The organism is Sphingopyxis sp. GW821-FHT12F08 (assembly GCF_058806755.1).
This window is the reverse complement of sequence record NZ_JBXAQA010000003.1, coordinates 127,834-149,204: the sequence shown is the minus strand read 5'-3', so window position 1 is coordinate 149,204 and position 21,371 is coordinate 127,834. Positions and strand designations below refer to the sequence as shown.

23 protein-coding genes are annotated in these 21,371 nt (G+C 67.5%); 5 read left to right on the top strand and 18 right to left on the bottom strand.

Features of this window, described 5'->3' with window-relative positions; all coding sequences use genetic code 11:
- Positions 1-33: 33 nt before the first annotated feature.
- Positions 34-2,646 carry an EAL domain-containing protein gene (locus AC1RNQ_RS09665; RefSeq protein ID WP_493170829.1) on the bottom strand — a complete coding sequence of 871 codons (2,613 nt, stop codon included), beginning with the start codon at positions 2,644-2,646 and terminating at the stop codon, positions 34-36.
- Positions 2,647-2,825: 179 nt separating this feature from the next.
- Between AC1RNQ_RS09665 and AC1RNQ_RS09660 the strand changes: the two genes are divergently transcribed.
- Complete coding sequence (locus AC1RNQ_RS09660; RefSeq protein ID WP_493170828.1) at positions 2,826-3,866, top strand: fatty acid desaturase family protein; 1,041 nt, start codon at positions 2,826-2,828, stop codon at positions 3,864-3,866.
- A 95-nt stretch (positions 3,867-3,961) separates the two neighbouring features.
- On the opposite strand, the gene AC1RNQ_RS09655 is transcribed toward AC1RNQ_RS09660, so the two are convergent.
- The 9 genes from AC1RNQ_RS09655 to AC1RNQ_RS09615 form a co-directional block, all read right to left on the bottom strand.
- Positions 3,962-4,732, bottom strand: a complete 771-nt coding sequence (locus AC1RNQ_RS09655; RefSeq protein ID WP_493170827.1) for an HvfC/BufC family peptide modification chaperone — start codon at positions 4,730-4,732, stop codon at positions 3,962-3,964.
- A complete protein-coding gene (gene bufB, locus AC1RNQ_RS09650) occupies positions 4,725-5,570 on the bottom strand; it encodes an MNIO family bufferin maturase (protein ID WP_493170825.1) in 846 nt (281 codons plus the stop codon). Before bufB ends, AC1RNQ_RS09655 begins: the two co-directional genes overlap by 8 nt.
- Before the next feature lie 70 nt (positions 5,571-5,640).
- Entirely contained in the window at positions 5,641-5,949 is a 309-nt protein-coding gene (locus AC1RNQ_RS09645) for a BufA2 family periplasmic bufferin-type metallophore (RefSeq protein WP_493170824.1), read from the bottom strand.
- Positions 5,950-6,180: 231 nt separating this feature from the next.
- A complete protein-coding gene (locus AC1RNQ_RS09640; protein WP_493170823.1) occupies positions 6,181-6,663 on the bottom strand; it encodes an asparaginase domain-containing protein in 483 nt (160 codons plus the stop codon).
- Positions 6,660-7,145 (bottom strand): DUF3291 domain-containing protein, encoded by a 486-nt coding sequence (locus AC1RNQ_RS09635; protein WP_493170821.1) that lies wholly within the window; start codon positions 7,143-7,145, stop codon positions 6,660-6,662. The genes AC1RNQ_RS09640 and AC1RNQ_RS09635 overlap by 4 nt, the downstream gene beginning before the upstream one ends.
- A gap of 11 nt (positions 7,146-7,156) precedes the next feature.
- Positions 7,157-8,773 (bottom strand): lysine--tRNA ligase, encoded by a 1,617-nt coding sequence (locus AC1RNQ_RS09630; RefSeq protein WP_493170818.1) that lies wholly within the window; start codon positions 8,771-8,773, stop codon positions 7,157-7,159.
- Positions 8,774-8,974: 201 nt separating this feature from the next.
- The gene (locus AC1RNQ_RS09625; protein WP_493170815.1) at positions 8,975-9,511 is read right to left on the bottom strand and encodes a DUF4199 domain-containing protein; all 537 of its coding nucleotides are present in this window, start codon (positions 9,509-9,511) and stop codon (positions 8,975-8,977) included.
- 98 nt (positions 9,512-9,609) lie between these two features.
- Entirely contained in the window at positions 9,610-10,020 is a 411-nt protein-coding gene (locus AC1RNQ_RS09620) for a response regulator transcription factor (RefSeq protein ID WP_493170814.1), read from the bottom strand.
- Positions 10,021-10,064: 44 nt separating this feature from the next.
- Entirely contained in the window at positions 10,065-10,976 is a 912-nt protein-coding gene (locus AC1RNQ_RS09615; RefSeq protein WP_493170813.1) for a copper chaperone PCu(A)C, read from the bottom strand.
- 115 nt (positions 10,977-11,091) lie between these two features.
- Between AC1RNQ_RS09615 and AC1RNQ_RS09610 the strand changes: the two genes are divergently transcribed.
- The 3 genes from AC1RNQ_RS09610 (at position 11,092) to AC1RNQ_RS09600 (ending at position 15,264) form a co-directional block, all read left to right on the top strand.
- The gene (locus AC1RNQ_RS09610) at positions 11,092-11,463 is read left to right on the top strand and encodes a PilZ domain-containing protein (RefSeq protein ID WP_493170812.1); all 372 of its coding nucleotides are present in this window, start codon (positions 11,092-11,094) and stop codon (positions 11,461-11,463) included.
- A 461-nt stretch (positions 11,464-11,924) separates the two neighbouring features.
- Complete coding sequence (locus AC1RNQ_RS09605; protein ID WP_493170811.1) at positions 11,925-14,660, top strand: ATP-dependent DNA helicase; 2,736 nt, start codon at positions 11,925-11,927, stop codon at positions 14,658-14,660.
- A gap of 58 nt (positions 14,661-14,718) precedes the next feature.
- The gene (locus tag AC1RNQ_RS09600; protein WP_493170810.1) at positions 14,719-15,264 is read left to right on the top strand and encodes a SixA phosphatase family protein; all 546 of its coding nucleotides are present in this window, start codon (positions 14,719-14,721) and stop codon (positions 15,262-15,264) included.
- 140 nt (positions 15,265-15,404) lie between these two features.
- Here the strand turns inward: AC1RNQ_RS09600 and AC1RNQ_RS09595 are convergent, their stop codons facing one another.
- The 5 genes from AC1RNQ_RS09595 to rpmF all read right to left on the bottom strand — a co-directional run bounded on the left by AC1RNQ_RS09595 (position 15,405) and on the right by rpmF (position 18,452).
- Positions 15,405-15,809, bottom strand: coding sequence for a MerR family transcriptional regulator (locus AC1RNQ_RS09595; protein WP_493170808.1), 405 nt, complete (start codon positions 15,807-15,809; stop codon positions 15,405-15,407).
- Positions 15,810-15,811: 2 nt separating this feature from the next.
- Positions 15,812-16,105, bottom strand: coding sequence for an integration host factor subunit alpha (locus AC1RNQ_RS09590; RefSeq protein ID WP_493170806.1), 294 nt, complete (start codon positions 16,103-16,105; stop codon positions 15,812-15,814).
- A gap of 148 nt (positions 16,106-16,253) precedes the next feature.
- Entirely contained in the window at positions 16,254-17,219 is a 966-nt protein-coding gene (locus AC1RNQ_RS09585; RefSeq protein WP_493170803.1) for a beta-ketoacyl-ACP synthase III, read from the bottom strand.
- Complete coding sequence (gene plsX, locus AC1RNQ_RS09580) at positions 17,216-18,250, bottom strand: phosphate acyltransferase PlsX (protein ID WP_493170802.1); 1,035 nt, start codon at positions 18,248-18,250, stop codon at positions 17,216-17,218. Before plsX ends, AC1RNQ_RS09585 begins: the two co-directional genes overlap by 4 nt.
- A gap of 22 nt (positions 18,251-18,272) precedes the next feature.
- Positions 18,273-18,452 carry a 50S ribosomal protein L32 gene (gene rpmF / locus AC1RNQ_RS09575; RefSeq protein WP_056348227.1) on the bottom strand — a complete coding sequence of 60 codons (180 nt, stop codon included), beginning with the start codon at positions 18,450-18,452 and terminating at the stop codon, positions 18,273-18,275.
- A gap of 301 nt (positions 18,453-18,753) precedes the next feature.
- Here rpmF and AC1RNQ_RS09570 point away from each other — a divergent pair, with 301 nt between their 5' ends.
- Positions 18,754-19,188 carry an MAPEG family protein gene (locus tag AC1RNQ_RS09570; RefSeq protein ID WP_493170800.1) on the top strand — a complete coding sequence of 145 codons (435 nt, stop codon included), beginning with the start codon at positions 18,754-18,756 and terminating at the stop codon, positions 19,186-19,188.
- A gap of 117 nt (positions 19,189-19,305) precedes the next feature.
- Here AC1RNQ_RS09570 and AC1RNQ_RS09565 read toward each other — a convergent pair whose 3' ends face one another.
- The 3 genes from AC1RNQ_RS09565 to AC1RNQ_RS09555 form a co-directional block, all read right to left on the bottom strand.
- The gene (locus AC1RNQ_RS09565) at positions 19,306-19,971 is read right to left on the bottom strand and encodes an MBL fold metallo-hydrolase (protein WP_493170799.1); all 666 of its coding nucleotides are present in this window, start codon (positions 19,969-19,971) and stop codon (positions 19,306-19,308) included.
- Between the two features lie 178 nt (positions 19,972-20,149).
- Positions 20,150-20,704: a retropepsin-like aspartic protease family protein gene (locus AC1RNQ_RS09560; protein WP_493170798.1), complete on the bottom strand. Its 555-nt coding sequence runs from the start codon at positions 20,702-20,704 to the stop codon at positions 20,150-20,152.
- A gap of 45 nt (positions 20,705-20,749) precedes the next feature.
- Positions 20,750-21,340, bottom strand: coding sequence for a hypothetical protein (locus AC1RNQ_RS09555; protein WP_493170796.1), 591 nt, complete (start codon positions 21,338-21,340; stop codon positions 20,750-20,752).
- Between the last annotated feature and the right edge of the window lie 31 nt (positions 21,341-21,371).

Below are 21,371 nucleotides of genomic sequence, written 5' to 3'. Positions count from 1 at the left end.
GCTACCACCCCAAAGCCGCCCTAGCCTCGCGGCCTAAGCCGCCCGGTCGATCCTCGCCCGCACCGCCGCCGCCGCCGGCACCGCGCCGCCGATCAGCGAGGCGATCTCCACTGCCCGCGCAAATTGCACGCCGACGCGGTTCTGTTCGGACCAGCGCGCCTGGGCGTCGAGAATCAGCTCGGGTCCGAATTCGAGGCGGAAATTGGTACCCTCGGGTACGTTCCACAGCCCCTCGATCAGCGCGCCGCGCGTCGAGACGTTGCGGATGATCGCCTCGTAGCGATAGCCGCCGCTTTCGACATGGATCGTGCGGAAGGTCAGCCGCCGCGGCTCGCGTGCACTCTTGTAGCCCTCGGCCGACACGCGCCCACCGCCGGTGCGCAATAGGTCGAGCGCGTCGGCGAGCGCCATCGGCTTGCCATAGATATAGCCCTGGACATGGCTGCAGCCGAGACCACGGATCAGGTCGAGGTCGTCGTGGGTCTCGACCCCCTCGGCGGTCGTCTCCATCTTGAGCGCGGCGGCAAGGCCGACGATCGACGAGATGATCGCGGCGTTCATGCTGCTCGGGTCGGCGGCGCCGCGCACGAAGCTCTGGTCGATCTTGATCTTGTCGAACGGCGCCTTCTTGAGATAGCCGAGCGCCGAATAGCCGGTGCCGAAATCGTCGAGCGCCAGCCTTACCCCGGTGCGCTTCAGCCGCTGGAACATCTCCAGATTCTCGGGGCTTTCGTCGAGGAATATACCCTCGGTGATCTCGAGCTCGAGCTGTTCGGGACGGATGCCCGCCGCCGAGACCGCGCTCATGATCGTCGCAGGCAGCTTTTCGTTCGCGAACTGGCGCGGCGAGACATTGACTGCGACGCGGTAACCGGGGCCCAGCTTGACGATCGCATCGCATGCCGAGCGGATGATCCATTCGCCGATCGGGATGATCAGGTTCGATTCCTCGGCGATCGGGATGAATTTCGATGGGCTGATCGCCTCGCCGCCACCCCGCTGCCAGCGGATCAGCGCTTCGAAGCCCGAAATCCGCTCGCTCGCGACGTCGACGATCGGCTGGTAGACGAGCCGGAGCTCGTCCTTCGCCAGCGCGTCGCGCAGCGCATCCTCGATCGCCTTCCTTTCGCTCGCCTGGTCGTGCATCGCGTCGGCGTAGAAGCGATAGACGCCGCGCCCGGCGTCCTTGGCGGCATAGAGCGCGAGGTCGGCGTTGCGCACCAGCGCCGACGAGGGCACCCCCGCGCCGTCGGACACCGAGATGCCGATCGACGAGCCGACGCGCACCATCTCGCCCTCGATCGCGAAGGGCTTGGCGAGGCTGAGGATGATCGAGTTCGCGATATTGGCAAGCTTGTCGGGCTGGGTGATCTGCGGCAACACGATCTGGAACTCGTCGCCGCCGAGGCGCCCGACCTGCCCCTTGTCGCCGATGATCTGCGTCAGCCGCCCCGCGACCTGCTGGAGCAACTGGTCGCCGACGGGGTGGCCCAGCGTGTCGTTCACCGCCTTGAAGCGGTCGAGGTCCATCAGCAACAGCGCGCACGGCTGCGGCTGGCCGATATGGTTGCGCAGCGCGCGTTCGAGCAGGTCGGTGATGTGCAGCCGGTTCGCGAGCCCGGTGAGCACGTCGTAGCGCGCGAGCTGGTTGATCTCGCGCTCGGACTTCTTCTTTTCGGTGAGGTCGGTGCCGCTGCCGCGAAACCCCTGGAAATTACCGAGATCGTTGCTGATCGGGTGGCCCGAGATCGACCACCAGCGCTCCTCGCCCTGCACCGCGGCCTGCACGGTCAGTTCCTTGAACGGCGTGCGCGAGGACAGGCTGAAGCCCAGCGTGCGCTCCTCGCTGTCGTCGTTGCCGATACGTTTCCTGATGATGTCGGTGAAGGGCTTGCCGATCAGGCTGCTCGCCGGCCGGCCGAGCTTCGCGGCAACGGTCTGCGAGATATAGACGAGCTGGCCGTGGCGGTCGGTTTCCCAGAACCAGCCGCGCCCCGCGCGCTCGAAATCGCGCACCAGGTTGAGCGCGCGCTGCTGCTCGCTCGCCGCCTTTTGCCTGGCGCGGCGGGTGCGGTTCTGGTGGCGGACATCCTCGCGCACCATCACGATCAGCAGCAGCAGGAAGATCATCGCGGCGATGGCGAAGGGCACCGACCCCTTGCCGATCGCGCCGCCGAGCGCGGTGGCGCCCGCGAAGGTGAAGAAGGCGGGGCGCGCGATCGCGACCGCCGACGCCGCGACGAGTATGGTGCCGATACGGATCGCCGCAAAGGCGTCGACATAGGGCCCGCCCCCCATCCCGCCGTTGACGAACATCGCGATGCTGGTGAGCAGCGTCCCGAGCGCGATCAGCGTCATCACCGCGGCGCACCACACCCCGGCCCGGGCGGGAAGCCCGCGCTGCGGCGAACGCGACAATTGGCCGATCACGGTCAGCACGAGGTCGCAGCCGATGCCGAGGGCGAGCAGCAGCCACTGCGACGGCCTGTCGAAAAAGCCGGGAAGTCCGGGGAAAAAGGCGCAGGCGAAATAGACGAGGACGCGGCTGACGAGCACATAATGCCACAGCTGTGCGACGCGCGTCAGGCGCGTCACAAACTCCGGTGAATCGAACAGCGCTTCGTCGGTCGACGTCTCGCTGGCCACCGGCCTCACTATGGCCCGCTTCAACCCCAATCCCGCTGTTCCCGCAATAGTCGGTCCTTTGTGCGGTTTCTGTGCCAGAAAGGGGTTTCCAAAACCTTATGCTTGGGGCGCGTAAAGCCGCGTAATTGCTCCATAACGGGAGGGATTGGGTTTTCCTTCGCAACGGGTTATAGTGCGCCATGCCTGCCGTTCGCCTCCTGCCGCCGACCCAGTTTTTTGACCGTGACGAATGGGCCGCGATCACGCGCGTGTCGCCGTGGCGCGGCATCTGGCTGGTCGCGCACGGCTGGATCGTCAGCATAACGGCGGTCGGCCTGGCCGCTTGGCTCGCGAATCCTCTCGCGTGGCTCGCTGCGGTCATCCTCGTCGGCGGGCGGCAACTGGGGTTCGCGATCCTGATGCACGACGCCGCGCACGGCGCGCTGCACCCTAATCGCAAGCTCAACAATTTCCTCGGTGACTGGCTGACCGGCGCGGCGGTGGGATCGGACCTGATCGCCTATCGCACCTATCACCTCCAGCATCACAAATTCACGCAGCAGGCGGAGGATCCCGACCTGGCCCTGTCGAAGCCCTTCCCGACCACGCGCGCCAGCCTGTGGCGCAAGGCGTTGCGCGACCTGACCGGGCAGACCTTCTTCAAGCAGCGCACGCTGCAGTTCGGGCTGGCGATCATCGGGCTGAAGGCGATGCTGCGCGGCGAGAAGGCCGAGAAGAAGGGCGCGAGCACGCGGGCGGGCACGCCGTTCAACAAGCAATCCGACGACGGCGTCACTGCGCCGGCGGTCGACGCGGCGGGCGCGATGGCGGTGACGCGCGCGGTCGGACGCTTCCTGGCGGTGCAGGCGGTGCTACTGGCGCTGTCGCTGCTGCTCTATGGCTGGATGCCGTACCTGCTGTGGCTCGCGGGGCTCGCGACGACCTTCCAGCTGTACCTGCGCATCCGCAACATCGCCGAACATGCGTGCACGACCACCGGCAGCGACGATCCGTTCAGCCATGCGCGCACGACGCGCGCCGGCTGGATCGCGCGCGCCACGGTCGCGCCTTACTGGGTCAATTATCACGCCGAGCATCATCTGTTCATGGGCGTGCCCTGTTATCGGCTGCCCGAGGTCCATGCCGCGCTGGGCCGTGCTGGCAGGCACGAGGCGATGACGATCGCGCCCGATTATATAAGCGTGTTGCGGCAGGTGACGTCGCGACCCGCAGCCGCCTAGCCCCTTTCGTCATCCCGGCGAAGGCCGGGATCTTGCCGGTGCGTCATGATCCGAGGTCGAGATCCCGGCCTTCGCCGGGATGACGGAAATGTTGGTCAGTCCGCCAGCACCAGCAGTTCGTCGGCGAGCCAGCGGCCGAGCCACGCCGCGAGGGCCTCCATCGCCGCGGCCTCGCCTTCGGCCTCGATCAACGCTGCGCTGAGGTCGGTGAAGCTGGCGCCACATTGGAGTAGAGCCAGCGCGCCGGCCTCGTCGGCCATGAGGCTGCGGAAGCGTGACTGGCCGTTTTGCCGACACACCAGCAGCGTCGCGGGTTCGGGCAGGGGTTCGGCTTCGGGCGGCTCCTCCTCGGCATCGAGGCTGCTCCACAGCATCGCGACATTGTGGCAGACGGGCAGCAAAGTCGCCGAGGGATGCAGCGTCAGCCGCCGCTCAATCCAGCTGTCGCCCAGTTCGCCGACCGCGGCCGCATCGAGTGGCGGGGTATCGGCGGCGTCGAAGGCATGGCGCAGCGCCCAATCGAGCGCCGCCAGCTCGGCAAGCTCGCCGTCATCCGGATAATGCTGCGCCAGGAACGCCGGGAATTGCTCGCCATAATAGCGCAGATTGCGCGTGTGCGACGGAAACGCGTCGACATAGGCCCCGGCCAGATTGCCGAACTGCTCGTCGCCGACATAGGCGTGCAGCCGCTCATAATGATCGGCGAGTACCCCGGTCAGGCTGGAGCGGTAGTTGTTGCGATAGATGGCGAGGCGTTTCGCCGCGCCGACGCGGTTGTCGTCGACGATCAGCGCCTCGGCGCCGGCGTCGTTCGCGATGACGCCCGCGAGGAAGCGCGCCTGCATGTCGCGGAGCGGCTCAGCCATGCACCGGCTCCAGCACGCGTGCGGCGAGCGCCCGCGCGCGGTCGAGTTCGGCGATCACGTCGGCCAGCGGCGGGATATGGTCGTCGCGCTCGATCATCGTCGCGACGGGACCGAACATTTCCACCGCGCGGCCGTAGAGGTCCCACACCGCGTCGCAGACGTCGGCGTCGTGGGTGTCGATGACATAGTCGCCCATGTCGCTGTGCCCGGCGAGGTGGATCTGCTGGATGCGATCGGCGGGAAGGCCTGCGAGATAATCGAGCGGGTCGAAGCCATGGTTGCGCGCGCTGACATAGATATTGTTGACGTCGAGCAGCAGCAGGCAGTCGGCGCGCTCGGCCATTTCGGCGAGGAAATCCCATTCGCTGCGGTCCGACGAGCGGAAGGTCACATAGGAGGACGGATTCTCGATCAGGATGCGGCCGCCCAGATAGTCCTGCACGCGGCCGATATTGCCCACGACGCAATCGAGCGCCGGTGCGTCATAGGGCAAAGGCAGCAGGTCGTGGCTGTTGTGCGCGTTGATCCCGGTCCAGCAGAGGTGGTCGGAAATCCATAAAGGTTCGACGCGCTCGGCCAGCGCCTTCAGCTCGGCGAGATAGGCCATGTCGAGCGGTTCGGCCGAGCCGATCGACAGCGACACACCGTGCATCACCACCGGATAGTCGGCGCGGACGCTGTCGAGCATCGCCAGCGGCTTGCCGCCGGGGACCATGTAGTTTTCGGAAATGATCTCGAGCCAGTCGACCGGCTGCGGACCGGCGCAAAACTCGGCATAATGTTCGGGGCGCAGCCCCAAGCCGAAGCCCGGCGACGGCGCCGTCTTGCTGTCCATCATCGGTCCTGTCGGCAAGGGGTCCGCAGGGGGGTCGGCAGGCCCGGACGCGCCGGGCCTGCCCTGTCCCGGATCAGACGACGATCTTGCCGCCGTCGGTCAGGCACTTGCCCGCGGCGAGCTTTTTCCAGCCCTTGCCCTTGCAGGTGTTCGCGCCCTTGCAGCTGTTGCCCGCCGAGCCGCAGCCCGACGCGCCGCTGCACGAGCTGGCGTCGGTCTTGCAATCCGATGCGCCCTTGCAGCTGTTGACGCCTGCGCATTTGACTTCGTCGGCGGCGCCGATCGTCTTCGACTTCGGCGCTTCGCCGGCGAGCGCAGCGCCCGACAGCGCGAGCGCGGTCGCCGACGCGGCGATCAGCCCGGCCAATTTACTGCTGGTCATGAGTTTACCCTTCCCTTTGGTTGTCCATTTCAGGCGGGGCAGCGACTCACCGCCCCCGGTCTCTTTTTCACACGACCCGGGGGCATGATGGCATGATCTCGATCACAGCGGGAAGATTTTTCGATGGAGCGACAACCCGACAATTAACCGTAGCCCTGAGCCTGTCGAAGGACGCCTCACAGAGAAGCACCCTTCGACAGGCTCAGGGTTACGGCATTGGGATGGATCGAATTACGGCGCCGACCGGAAACGCCCGGCGGCGCGATCCTTTTCGGTGGTCGCGGGGTCGAAGATCATCCCGTTCATCGCGACATAGACCCCCGGCGGCAGCGTCTGCGCCGCGGCGAGCGCGAAGCCGACGTTGAACTCGGCGTCGCTCGCGCGCACCGACGCGGGCTGCATCGCGCCGGTCATCACGATCGTCTTGCCCGCGATGCCCGCGAGCACGCGGCCGGTGACGACCATCGTGTCGGTGCCGTGGGTGACCAGGATGCGCGTCGCATCGCTCGCTGCGACCGCGGCGCGGATCGCCTCGCGGTCGGCGTCGTCCAGCTCGAGGCTGTCCTTGCGCATCAGCTGGGTGACGCGGTGCGGGACATGGACGAAATTCTCGCGCAGCAGGTCGGGGATCGTCGCCGGGCCGACCTGATATTCGGAAAGCGCGTCGAAATAGACTTTGTCGATCGTGCCGCCAGTGGTGAAGATGTCGATCACGCGCATTCGTCCTGAATGGGAAGCGCCGGAGTGCCGTCGGGCGCCGCGAAGGGCTGCTTGAAGGTGAAGGCCTCCGCCGTCGGCCCGTTCGCTTCGATCATCGCGATCCGCGCCATGCCCTCGGCGACGGTCGGGCGATGCCCCGCGGGGACCCACCACAAAGCCTGATAGGTCGCCATATGGTCGAACCACTCCTTGCGCCGCTTCATGATCGTCAGATGATCGGGGGTGCGATAGACATAGGCCGCGAGCGCATCGATATCGCGCCACACCGACATGTTCGCGATCAGGTGCGGATCGTCGGTCACCGGCACGTCGGTCGCGTTGTTGCCCTCGCCCGTCAGCCGCCAGACGAAGCCGTCGGCGGCCTCGGCAACGGCGTTCACATGGTCGAGCGCGTTCATGAAGTCGCGGTTGGCGACATGCTCGGGCGGCAGGCGAAAGCGGCCGATGTTGATCTGCGCGAGTTCATAGGCCGCCATGCAATCTCCTCTCAAGCCAGCGCCTCGGCGATCAGCCGGCGCGTGTTGGCGATCCCGAACAGCGCGATGAAGCTGCCCATGCGCGGCCCCGCGCTCGATCCCAGCAGCGTCTCGTAGAGCGCCTTGAACCAGTCGCGCAGATTCTCGAAGCCGTGCGCTTCGTTCTTGCCGATCTCGTAGACGATATTCTGGATATCGTCGGCCGAGGCGTCGGCGGGCAACGCCGCGAGCTTCGCGTCGAGCTCGGCGAGCGCCGCGCCCTCGCCGCCCGCCGGCTTGCGGCGCTTCAGCGTCGGCGCGACATAGTCGCGGTTATACGCCATCGCATTGTCGATCAGCCGGTCGAGCTCGGGCCAGGTCGCGGCATTCGCCCCCGCGACATATTGGCCGAGGTAGCGCCAGATCTGCTCCTTTGACGCGTCGGCGCCCATCACGCCGACGAGGTTGAGCAGCAGCCCGAAGGTCACCGGCAGCGCGGCGGCGGGAACCTGCTCGCCGCGCGCGACATGGACATGATGCACGGGGTTGCCGAGCTTCTTGTCGCCCTCCTGCGCGGGATAATTGCCGCGCATCTGCAGATATTCGTCGACCGCCTTGGGGATCACGCCGATGTGCAGCTGCTTCGCCGCCTTGGGCTCGCGGTAGGCGAAGAAGGCGAGGCTTTCCTCGCTGCCGTACGACAGCCATTGCTCGAGGCTGAGGCCATTGCCCTTCGACTTCGAAATCTTCTCGCCCTTTTCGTCGAGGAACATTTCGTAGATCAGCCCCTCGGGCTTCTGCCCGCCGAGCGCGCGCGCGATCTTGCCCGACTGGATGCCGCTGTCGGTCAGATCCTTGCCGTACATTTCGTAATCGACGCCGAGCGCGACCCAGCGCATCGCCCAGTCGACCTTCCACTGCAGCTTCGCGCCGCCGCCGAAAATGCTGTGCGTGATCGTCTGACCCTCGTCCTCGAACGACACGAGCCCCTTGTCGGCATCGACCACGGTCACCGGCACCTGCAGCACCATGCCCGACGTCGGGCTGACGGGCAGGATCGGCGAATAGGTCGCGGCGCGCTCGGCGCGCAGCGTCGGCAGCATGATGTCGAGGATGTCCTGGTTGTGGCGCAGGACATTCTTCAGCGCCGCGTCGAAGGCGCCCGACTTGTAGCGCTCGGTCGAGCTCACGAACTCGTAATCGAAACCGAACCGGTCGAGAAACTCGCGCAGCATCGCATTGTTATGATGCGCAAAACTCTCATACTTGCCGAACGGATCGGGAATGTCGGTCAGCGGCTTGCCGAGATAGCCGCGCAACATCTCCTGCTGCGGCACATTGTCGGGCACCTTGCGAAGGCCGTCCATGTCGTCGCTGAATGCGATCAGCCGCGTCGGCGCGGCCACCCCGGATTCATTGACGGTCAGCGCCTCATAGGCGCGGCGGACCATCGTCGTGCGCAGCACTTCGTTGAAGGTGCCGATATGCGGCAGGCCCGATGGGCCGTAGCCGGTCTCGAAGATCGCCGCCTCACCGCCCGGCTTGCCCTGCGGATAGCGTTTCACCAGCTTGCGCGCTTCCTCGAACGGCCAGGCCTTAGACGTTTGCGCGGGTTCGCGCAGCGAAGGGTGAAGGTGCAAGTCAGTCATGGCGCGCGCCATAGCGATAAGCGACGGCAGGACGAAAGGCAAAAGTGCGAGCGGGCTTCGACGATCCTCCCCGGAACGGGGAGGGGGACCAGCGAAGCTGGTGGAGGGGTACAGGCAGTCCAGCGCGGCGTATGACCGCCTGTGCCCCTCCACCACCCTTCGGGTGGTCCCCCTCCCCCTGCGGGGGAGGATCGCCTTTTGTTACCCGCGCGGCTGCACCGCGGGCATGAAACCGCTCTTGCGCAGCAGCGCCGCCGCGATCAGCGATACCAGCAGCCCCACGGGCAGGATTTCGGTGAAGGTCAGCGCCATGCGGAACAGCGGGTTCTTGTACTGCTCGGCCATGGCGTTCATCTCGGCCGAGAATTTTGCGATCTCGGCCGCCGATTTGCCCGCGGCGCGCATGTCCTCGACCATGCTCGCCATATATTCGGCCATGAAGGTCCCGCCGGTCTGCCACATATAGACCTCCCAGCTGAGCACATAGAAGAGCGAGGCGACGCCCGCGATGCCGAGCCCGACGCCGAACGCCTTGCCGAAACCGATCACCCCGCCGAGGTTGACGTCGCGGTAGCGCTTCACCCCGACGAACACGAAGATCATCGCGACCAGCATCGACAGATAGCCGGCGACCATGCCCAGCGTGCCATGGTCGGCGACGAAAGCGATGCTGGTATACATGCCGATGATGACGATGACGCCCGCGATGGCGCCGTAGACTGCGATAATCCTGCCCATGGTCATTCTCCCCTGTTGGTGGATGCGATGCGGGGTGGCCCCGGACAACGGGCGAAATCCATCGCCCAAACGGGTGATTTGGCGCTCATCGCCCGATTTTACGGCAGGATGTCGAGCGCGCGCGCCTTTTGCACCGCCTGCGTCCGGCTTGCGACCTCGAGCTTTTCATAGACCCGCGCGATGTGCGTCTTCACCGTGTTGGGCGAGATATCGAGCTCGCGCGCGATGACCTTGTTGGCGTGGCCCGCCGCAAGCATGGCGAGCACCTCGCATTCGCGCGCGCTGATCCCGAGCGCGGCGATCGCCGCCTCGTTGCGGACGAAAGCTTCGCGTGGGCGCGCGGTCAGCCGGTTGCCGACCCAGACGCCGAGCGCGACGCAGAGGAGCGCAATGCACACGACATAGAATTCGGTCGACCAGCGATGGACGACATGTTTGTAGTTCAGCCATTCGAGCAGGAAGGCCGCCGCTGCGAGCGCGATGCCGTAGAGGATGATCGGGCGAACCATGGCGCCCGGTAGATCATTGCCGGTGCCCGCTGGCAACAGGCGGCTCAGCCCTCCCAGCCCTTTGCGCTGTCGGCGACGATATGGAAATCGACACGCACCGCGCCCGCGCGCTCGAACTGCAGGATGACGGGCACGCTGCCGCCGAGGGCCAGCGGCGCCTTCAGCCCCATCAGCATCAGGTGCAGCGGCGTGCCGGGCCTGACCTCGGTCCGCGCGCCGGGGGCGATGGCAAGCGGCCAGACATTCTCCATCGACACCTTGCCGTCCGCGCGGACGACGCGGTGCAGTTCGACGCGCTCGGCGCAAGTGCAGCGCGCCGACAGCAGCCGGTCGGCTGTGTCGCCCATGTTGGCGACCGCGACATAGCCCGCGACGTCGCTGCCTGCCTCTGCCGAATCGCGGACGATCGCGCGCGCGACCTGGAGCCGGTCGAACGACAGGGTCGCGGGCGACGGCGCGGGGCCGACCGCGGCGAAGCGCATGCTGAACAAGGGCGTCCACGCCTCGCCCTCGCGCTTTTCGGATTCGGCGACATAGCCGCCCGCGGTGTCGAAGCGCAGCGTGTTGCGGATCGCCATCGCCTTGCCGTCGGGGCCGACATAATCCTCGTCGGGAAAATCGAAGCCGCCTTCGACCGGGATCGCACGCCCCTCGCTATAGCCGCCGTCGCCGGCGAAATAATGATAGAGGATCGTGCCGCTCTTCGCGTCGCGGCGATAATAGCTGATCCCGCCATAGGGTTCGCTGCCGCCGCTGACGATATGGCGATCCTCGACATAGGCGCCGCCCTCGACGAGGCGGAAGCAATGCGTGTCGCGCGCCTTGCCGCCGGGGAATTCGGCGGTCCAGCAGCGGCCGAGCAGCGGCGCGAAACGCTCGGCGAGCGTCGCTTGCTCGTCGGCGGCCGCGGGCGACGCTCCGATCAGCAGGCCCGCAATCAGCACCGCTTTGCGCATATCGGCTCTCCCCCATGTTCGGGGCGATCCTATCGCGACTTGAATGATCGATCAAGTGAGCGATTGGCAAAACATCGTTACCGGAAAATTTACCATCTTTGCCTAGCCTCGCGGCATGACCAGCACCGCTTTCCCCCGCCCGCGCCAGCATGTGCGCACCAGCGTTTCGCTCGACGTGACCGTCAACGGCGTGCTCAATGTCGTCGAGGGCCGCATTACCGACCTGTCGGAGGGCGGGGCGCGGATCGAGGGCGGCGTGATCCTGCCGATCCGCTCGCGCTGCGAGGTCCATTATGGCGGCCAGACGGTCTATGCGATCGTGATGTGGGCCGAAGTCGACCGCATGGGGGTGCGCTTCCCCTATGAGCTCGTCGACGGCGCCCTCTACAACGCGCTCGAACGCGCGCGCGGCGCCTGGCCCAGCGAGCCGGCGCAGGTGTTTCGCAGCATGCGGACGGCGAGTTTCGGGCGGCGCGGGTTGAGTTGAACCGCAAAGGGCGGATTCCGGGCGGTTTCGGACATTCCCAGCCCCTCCTCTTCAGAGGAGGAGTAGCGAGACTTACGAACTCGTTCGTTAGTCGCAGCGGGGTGGTGCTCTCGGGCGTGGCGTAAGCCCTCGGCCACCACCCCGTTCGACTAAGGCCCGGCTGCGCCGGACCAAGTCTCGCTGCCCCTCCTCTGAAGAGGAGGGGTTTTAGGTCTGGAAACCACCCCAAAGCCGCCGCCCTCAAAAAAGGCCTTTCCTAATAAATCCGGCTATGCCAGCGTCGATCTCGACTCTTCCGCTCGGCGAATACAGCGGCCTCCGAGGTCTCTATTCGGGAGGCGCACGGGGCTGAACTTTCCTGAACTTTGGAATGAGGCGAGGCCGGCTCCCCACCTCAAAGCCGCCACTAGCCCCACACCCCAACCCTTGCCGCGTTCCTCTTTTGTCCCTAACCTGCATCGATGCTGGCGCCCCTGCCCCTCCCCGCGATTCATGCGAGCCATGTCGGCATCTGGCTCGCCGACGGTGAGGGCCGCGCGCGGCGGGTCGATCGCGGCGCGGCGATCGCGGCGGTCGCCGGGACGCCGCATATATTGCTGGGCGCGCCGCTGACCGGCGACCGGCTCGGCTATCCCGAATTGTCGGGGCTCGACCTGCTCGAGCTGTTCGCTTTCCTGTTTCCCGCACGCTTCGCGGTGCCGACCCCGGCGGGGATCGCGGCGGCGCTGGGGCTCGATGCGCCGCAGCGCGAGGACGATATCGCCGCCTTCCTGCCGCTGGCGGCCGCGGCGATGCTCGGCAGCCTCGACGACAAGGGCTGGCCCGAGCGCGAGGGCGCGTGGCACGGGCTGCAGGCGCTCGCGCGGCAGCGCTGGCCGTGGGCGCCGCTGGTCCAGCCGCGGCTGGCGGTCCCCGACAAGGACGAGCGCTGGCTGTTCACGCGCCTGCCCGACTGGGAAGAAGCGCCGCCGCGTCCGCAGCCGCGGCAGGTGACGGTCAACGCCGACGACGTCGCCGCACGGCTCGACCGGCTGACCGGCGACGGCGCCGAACGCCGCAGCGGCCAGCAGGATTATGCGCGTGCCGCCGCGAGTATCTTCGCCGCACGCGAGCGCAAGGATGCGCCGCAGATGCTCGTCGCCGAGGCGGGTACGGGGATCGGCAAGACGCTGGGCTATCTCGCCCCCGCCAAGCAGTGGATCGACCAGTCGGCGGGCGCCGTCTGCATCTCGACCTTCACCAAGGCGCTGCAACGCCAGCTCGCGCGCGAGACCGAGCGGCTCTATCCCGACCCCGCGACGCACCGCGAAAAGGTGGTGGTGCGCAAGGGGCGCGAAAATTACCTCTGCCTGCTCAACCTCGAGGATGCGTTGCAGGGCGGCTTTTCGGGGCGCGCGGCAGTGCTCGCACAGCTCGTCGCGCGCTGGGCGGCCTATAGCCGCGACGGCGACATGGTCGGCGGCGACCTGCCCGGATGGTTGCCGGCCCTCTTCCGCCGCAACGGCACCACCGCGCTGACCGACCGGCGTGGCGAGTGCATCTATGCGGGCTGCCCGCATTTCCGCAAATGCTTCATCGAACGCTCGGCGCGCGCGGCGGGACAGGCCGACATCGTCATCGCTAACCATGCGCTGACGATGGTGCAGGCGGCCCGCCCCCGCCCAAGTTCACAAGGTGGGGGCGGCGCCCCCGCAACGCGGCTGATCTTCGACGAGGGCCATCATCTGTGGGATGCCGCCGATTCGATGTTCGCCGCCGCGCTCACGGGCCAGGAAGCGATCGAGAGCCGCCGCTGGGTGCTGGGGCCCGAGGGCAAGTCGCGCGGGCGGCGGCGCGGGCTCGCCGCGCGGCTCGCCGATGTCGCGAGCTATGACGAGGCGGGCGACAAGGCGATCCAGGCCGCGATCGCCGCCGCGGGCGAACTGCCCGGCGACGGCTGGCTCGGGCGGCTGGCGGAGAATTCGCCCTGGGGCGCGGTCGAGTGCCTGCTCGCGGCGGTGCGCGCGATGGTCTATGCGCGCAGCGCCGATGCCAAGGGCGGCGACAGCGGTTACGGGCTCGAGACCGAGCTCGCCGATCCCGACGCCGGGCTGGTCGCCGCGGCGGCGAGCGCGAGCGACGCGGTCGAGGCGCTGCTGCGTCCGCTGATGGCGCTCGGCAAAAGGCTCGACGCGCTGATCGAAGACCCGCCCGACTGGCTCGACGGTCAGGCGCGCGCGCGCGTCGACGGCGCGCGCCACAGCCTCGGCAACCGGATCGACACGCTGGGCGCCTGGCTGTCGCTGCTCGGGCGCGTCGGCGGTCCCGCCGATCCCGATTTCGTCGACTGGCTCGCGGTGAACCGCATCGACGGGCGCGAGATCGATGCCGGGCTGCACCGCCACTGGCTCGACCCCGCCAAGCCGATCGCCGACATCGTCTACGCGCAAGCGCATGGCGTGATGGTGACCTCCGCCACGCTCCGCGGGTCGAACGACTGGCACGACGCCGACATCCGCACCGGCGCGCGGCACATGGACGGCGGGGTGCAGCATTTCGCGGTGCCGAGCCCCTTCGACTATGCGCGCCAGTCGGAGGTGATCATCGTCACCGACATCGCGCGCGGCGACCTGCCCGCACTCGCGGGAGCGTACAGCCGGCTGATCGAGGCGTCGGGCGGCGGTGCGCTCGGGCTGTTCAGCGCGATCCGGCGGCTGCGCATCGTCCATGCGCGCATTGCCGACCGGCTGGCGCGCGCGGGCCTGCCGCTCTTTGCGCAGCATGTCGACCCGCTCGACACCGGCACGCTCGTCGACATCTTTCGCGCCGACCCGCACGCCTCGCTGCTCGGTACCGATGCACTGCGCGACGGCGTCGACGTGCCCGGCGATTCGCTGCGGCTGGTGGTGATGGAGGGCGTGCCCTGGCCGCGCCCGACGATCCTCCACGCGGCGCGCCGCGCCGCGCAGGGCGGCGCGCGCTACGACGATATGGTGATCCGCGGGCGTATCGCGCAGGCCTTCGGCCGCCTCATCCGCCGCAGCGACGATTATGGCCAGTTCGTGATGCTGTCGCCCAGCTTCCCCTCGCGCCTGCTCTCGGCCTTCCCGCCCGGCACCCCGATCCGCCGCCTGCCGCTCGACGAGGCGGTCAATCATGTCGCCGCCGCCAATATCGAAAGGCGCAAAAGCGCATATCGCGCCTTTTCACCGTCATAAGATTGCGGCACAAGGCCAGCGATCACGGGGAAAAGCGCGGGGCGCGCGGGGAGAGATTTTGAAGACGCTGACGATCCTGCGCCATGCCAAATCGGGCTGGGATGCCCCCGTCGAGCGCGATTTCGACCGTCCGATCAACGCCCGCGGCCGGCGCGGCGCCGAACTGATAGGGCAATATCTAAAGCGTCAGGGCCTGCCCATCGACCGCATCATCGCCTCGCCCGCGGTGCGCGTGACCGAGACGCTCGACATCTTCCAGCCCGCGGCGAATCTCGATGCGATCGAGCCGCATTGGGACCGGCGCATCTACCTCGCCTCGGCGGCGACGCTGATCGACACGATCCGCGACACCGGGCGCGAGGCGCAGCATCTGCTGATTGCGGGGCATAATCCGGGGCTCGAGGATCTGATCCTCGAGCTGGTGCCCGAAAGCGACGGCGGCGACCTCCGCGCCCGGGTCGAGGAAAAATTGCCGACATCGGCGATGGCGCGGCTGGAGATCGACATCGCCGACTGGCACGGCCTCGACGTGAAACAGGCGCGGATCGTGAACTTCATCCGCCCACGCGACCTGGACCCGACGCTGGGTCCGGCGATGGATTGAGTGAGAAATCCTCCCTGTGGCCGGAGGCCATGGGGAGGTGGCAGCGCGAAGCGCTGACGGAGGGGCCTTGGTGCGCCGACCCCTCCACCACCGCTTCGCGGCGGTCCCCCTCCCCATCGCTTCGCGACAGGGAGGATTATTCAGATCAGCACTCCGATCGCTTTCGCCAGCCGCTGGCGCAGTTCGATGAGGTCTGCGACCGGCACCCCCGGTTCGCGCCACGGCGCCGATGCGGGCGCCGCCTGCGGATCGAGCTCTTCGCGCGTCAACGGCGCGCGGGCCGCACCATCGTCCTTGCCGGTCAGCGCCTTGCGCGCGCCCTCGACCGTATAGCCCTTCACATGGAGCAGCTCGTGGATCTGCTCGGCGAGCGCGACATCCTCGGCGCGGTAATAGCGTCGGCGCCCCGAGCGCTGCAGCGGTTTCAGCTCGGGAAAGCGCGTTTCCCAATAGCGCAGAACATGGGTGGGCACGCCGATGCGGTTCGCCAGCTCGCCGATTGCGAGCATGGCGCCGTCGGCCTTGCCGCCGTCATCGTCCTGCATGCTTAGCCGCCCGCGACGCGGCCGCGCATCGACTGGCTGGCGCGAAAGGTCATCACCCGTCGCGGCAGGATCGGAACCTCGACGCCGGTCTTCGGATTGCGGCCGATGCGCTGCGCCTTGTCGCGCAGCACGAAGGTACCGAAGCCCGAAATCTTCACATTCTGGCCGTCGGCCAGTGCGTCGGACATATGGTCGAGGATCGATTCGACGATGGTCGCCGACTCGTTGCGCGACAATCCGATCTGATGGTTGATCCGCGCCGCGATGTCTGCGCGGGTGAGCGTGCCTGCTGCCATCCTAGTCCCTCCCCTGACGAAGCAAATGCCCGATCGGGTCCCGCCGGTCCCCCACCGCTGCGAGTCCCTGACACGATATGTAACAAAAGCGAATTAATCCGCCAAACTGAAACGGATGGAGCGAGGAGTTAAAGCGGCGAGCGCTTTGTCAGACGCGCAGGACCGCCGCGCCCCAGGTGAAGCCGCCGCCCATCGCCTCGAGCACGACCAGATCGCCGCGCTTGATACGCCCGTCGCGGACCGCGAGGTCGAGCGCCAAGGGAACGGAAGCCGCCGACGTATTGGCGTGCTGGTCGACCGTCAGCACGACGCGCTCGGCGGGAAGTCCCAGCTTTTTGGCGGTCGCGTCGATGATGCGCTTGTTCGCCTGGTGCGGGACGACCCAGTCGATCTGGTCGGCCGACAGCCCGACATCGGCCATCACCTCGCCGAGCACCGAGGCGAGATTGGTCACCGCGTGGCGGAACACTTCGCGCCCCTGCATGCGGACATGCCCGACGGTGCCGGTGGTCGAGGGGCCGCCGTCGACATAGAGCATGTCGCAATATTTGCCCTCGGCATGGAGCCGGGTCGCGAGGATGCCGCGGTCGTCCGCTACGTCTTCCGCCGACAGCACCACCGCGCCCGCGCCGTCGCCGAAGAGGACGCAGGTCGTGCGATCCTCCCAGTCGAGGATGCGGCTGAAGGTTTCACTGCCGATCACCAGCGCGTGCTTCGCAGCACCCGTGCGCAGCATCGAGTCGGCGACCGACACGGCGTAGAGAAAGCCCGAACAGACCGCCGCGACGTCGAAGGCGATGCAGTCGGGCGCGCCGAGGATCGCCTGCACCTTGGTCGCGCTCGCCGGAAAGGTATTATCGGGGGTCGCGGTCGCGACGATGATCAGCCCGATGTCGGCGGGTTCGAGCCCTGCAGCCGCCAGCGCCTGCTTCGCGGCGTCGGCGCCCAGGGTCGCGGTCGTCTCGTCAGGCTCGGCGATGTGCCGGAAGCGGATGCCGGTGCGCTCGACGATCCATTCGTCGCTGGTGTCGACGCGCTCCGCCAGCTCGGCGTTCGACACGCGCGTGCGCGGCAGCGCCGAACCGGTGCCCGCGAGAATCGCGCGCAGGGTCATGCCGCGGTGTCCCGGCGGAAATTGGCGAGATCCTCGGTCACCTGGCGCGTGATGTCCTTTTCGACCAGTTCGGCGCACACATGGACGGCGTTAGCGACGCCCTTGTCGTTGGCGCTGCCGTGGCTCTTGAGCACGACGCCGTTGAGGCCGAGGAACACCGCGCCATTGTGGTTGTTCGGGTCGAGATGGTGGCGCAGCAGCTCGGTCGCGGGGCGCGAGATCAGGAAGCCGATCTTCGAGCGCGTCGACGAAGTGAAGGCGCGGCGGAGCAGGTCGGTGACGAAGCGCGCGGTGCCCTCGATCGTCTTCAGCGCGATATTGCCCGAAAATCCGTCGTGGACGACAACATCGACGTCGCCGCGCGACAATTTGTCGCCCTCGATGAAGCCCGCGAATTCCATCGGCAGGTGCGTCGCCGCGCGCAGCAGCGCGGCCGCCTGACGGATTTCGTCGGTGCCCTTGAGCTCTTCGGTGCCGATGTTGAGCAGCGCGACGCGCGGGCGCTCGAGCCCCATCACCGTGCGCGCATAGGCCGCACCCATGACTGCGAACTGCGTGAGGTTGTTCGCATCGCAATCGGTGTTGGCGCCAAGGTCGAGCATCACGACATCATTGGCACCGAGCGTCGGCAGCAGCGCCGCGAGCGCCGGCCGGTCGATCCCCGGCATCGTGCGCAGCGCGAGCTTGGCCATCGCCATCAGCGCGCCGGTGTTGCCCGCCGACAGCGCACCGCCGGCATCGCCGCGTTTCACCGCGTCGATCGCCAGCCCCATCGAGCTGGTCTTCGCCTTGCGCAGCGCCTGGCTGACCTTATCCTCGCCCGACACCACGCCGTCGGTGTGGATGATGTCCGACGCCGCGCGCAGGTTCGGGTGGTTTTCAAGCGCCGCCTTGATCTGCACCTCGTCGCCGACGAGCAGAAAGCGCAAGCCGTCGTGCTGGTGGCGCGCCATCGCGGCGCCGGCGAGCATCACGCGCACGCCGACGTCACCGCCCATCGCATCGATCGCGATTCGCGGTGTGAGGCTCATCCGAACGCTTTCCGGTTAAGGCTTAGGCGCCGACCGACACGACTTCGCGGCCGTTATAGTGGCCACAGGCGTTGCAGAGGTTGTGCGGGCGCTTGAGCTCGCCGCAGTTCGGGCATTCCTGATAGGCTTCGACCTTCAGGCTGTCGTGGCTGCGACGCATGCCGCGCTTCGAGGGCGAAGTTTTTCGCTTGGGGACGGCCATGATATTTCCTGCATATTTAGACGTTTATACGAATCGGCTACCCGGATTTGTCGCCCCCGTCGCCGGGAATGACTGGCCCGCCCGCCGTGCCGAAGCCCGTCCTGCCTTGAAATGACAAGAAAATCTTCCGCCGGAAGGTGCCTCAACGCCAGATGGTGTCGGGTGCCGGATCGGGCGGGGCTATAGCGTTTTTGCTCGCAAAGGCAAGCCCCGAGCGGCGCTTGCCGCCCGGGCGCGGGAATGCCACATGTCGGCCACCGCCGGGCCTTTACGGCTGCGGCCAATATAATGGGGAAGCAAAATGACGATATTGCCGATCAGCCTGACGATCGCCGCGGGGGCGGCACTGCTCAACCTGTGGCTTTCGATGCGCGTCGGGCGCGTACGCGGGCAGGAGAAGGTCTGGGTCGGCGACGGCGGCAACGAGCGCGTGACGCGCCGCATGCGCGCGCACAGCAATTTCGTCGAGAATAGCGCCTTCGTGCTGATCCTGCTCGCGCTGGTCGAACTCGCCGCCGGCTCGTCGACCTGGCTGTGGGCCGTCGGCGCGCTCTATCTGGTCGGGCGCATCCTGCACGCAATCGGCATGGACGGGATGATGTGGGGCCGCATGGCCGGCACGACGATCACGATGCTGGTCCAGCTCGGGCTGGCGGGCTTTGCGCTGTTCACTGTCTATGCGACGCCGACCAACATCACGTCGACGGCGACCGAGACGGTGGTCGTCGACAAATAGGGATGATCCTCCCCTCCCGCTTGCGGGAGGGGTCGGGGGAGGATGTGTTTCCGATGTGCCGGACGGGAGAGGTCACATGCCCTCCCCTAACCCCTCCCGCAAGCGGGAGGGAGACCGTCAGGCGCCCATCGCCATGTCACTGACATAGGGGTTGGTGCGCCGTTCCTGGCCGAATTTGCTGTGCGGGCCATGCCCCGGCAGGAACACCGTGTCGTCGCCGAGCGGCCAAAGCTTCTGCGTGATCGAATCGAGCAGTTGCTGGTGGTTGCCGCGCGGGAAGTCGGTGCGGCCGATCGAGCCCTGGAACAGGACGTCGCCGACGATCGCGAGCTTCGAGGGCTCGTGGTGGAAGACGACATGGCCCGGTGTGTGCCCGGGGCAATGGATGACATCGATGCTGAGGTTGCCGACGGTCACCGTGTCGCCGTCGACCAGCCAGCGGTCGGGCTCGAAGGGCTCGCCCTCCATGCCGAAGCGCTCGCCCGCGGTCGCCAGCCCCTCGATCCAGAAGCGGTCGTCCTCGTGCGGCCCCTCGATCGGCACGCCGAGTTCCTTCGCGAGCACGCCCGCCATGCCGCAATGGTCCATATGGCCGTGGGTGACGAGGATCTTCTCGACCTCGACCCCCGTCTGGCGCACCGCCTCGCGCAGCTTGTCGAGATCGCCGCCGGGGTCGACGAAGGCCGCCTTGTTGGTCTCGGTGCACCACAGCAGGGTGCAATTCTGCTGGAAGGCGGTGACGGGGACGATGGCGGCACGCAGCGGCGGATTGGGAGCGTTCATGGGTTGCCATTTGGGCAAAGCCGACGGGATTGGCAAGGGTAGCGATCCTCCCCGGCACGGGGAGGGGGACCATGCGAAGCATGGTGGAGGGGCACGTGCAGTCGAGCGCGGCACACGATCTCCTGTGCCCCTCCACCACCCTTCGGGTGGCCCCCCTCCCCCACAGGGGGAGGAGCCGCTAGCGCAGCGTCATCGTATCGCCTTCGACATTCACCGCATCGAGTTTGGCGAGATAGCTTTGCCCGAGCAGCGACACCCCCATGTCGGCGTCGACCACCGCGGCCTCGACGCGGCGCACCTCGATGCCGTCGATGTCGACGCTGTCGAGCATGACGCGGCGCATCGGGACGTCGCCGCCGGCGGTGCGCGCGGTGCCCGCGACGGGCAGGCTGTCGACGTCGATCCCGATCGCCTCGGCATCGCGGCGCGTCAGCGCGACGACCGAGGCGCCGCTGTCGACCAGCATGCGGATATTGGTGCCGTCGACATTGGCGTCGGCATAGAAATGCGAATCGCCCGCACGGCCGAGGCGGACCTCGCCCGACGACGATAGCGATGCCGACGTCGGTGTCCCGCGCTCGACGCGTTCGCTGGTGGTGAAATTCCCATGGTCGCCGGACACCGTCGACGCCAGTGCGTCGCGCTGCGGATCGGTCGAGCGAATCGCCACCCCGGCCACGCCGACCGATATCGCCGCGATCACCGCGACCAACAGGATGAAACGCCCCAGCATCGCCCTATCCTCGCCCCATATCCTTGGTTTTGCGTTAAGCGCGGGTCAGGATCGCCCCGCCGCCGGCTGCTCGATGAACGCGCGCCAGCCCGGCGTCTCGCCGCGCATATTGAATACGATACGCGCGCAGGCATAGCGTCCCGCGTCGTTGCCGGCGTCGCGCGCTGTCGCGGGCCAGGGGCCATCGCCGTTGCTGCCGCCCGACCAGCAGACCAGCGCCTCGGCCTGCGGTCCCGCTTCGATCGCCGCGCGTTCGCCGGCATCCAGCGACGCGGGCGCGCTCCAGCCGAGGATGCGCTGATGGGTAAAGCCGCGCGCGAAGAGCGCGTGCCGGAACGGACTGTGCGGATCGGCGAGCAGGCCCCGGACGCGGGCGCGGTCGGCGGCGGCGAGCCACTGGCCGCCGAGCATCGGCCCCCAGCGCGCCTCGTCGCGCGATCGCAGCGCCGCGACGAGTTCGGCGGCCGCCGCTTCGAACCGCGGCGTCCACACCGAATCGGCGGCGAGCGGCGCGAGCGGCGATGCGGGCGACGCCGCCTCGGCTTCGACGGGCAACAGCGAGGCCGGCGCCGCATGGGCAGGCGCGGCCAGGGCGAAAGCGGCGACGAACGCCGACGGCATCAGCTTCGCAAACATGGCGGTCAGCCTAGCAGAAAAGCCTGCACCT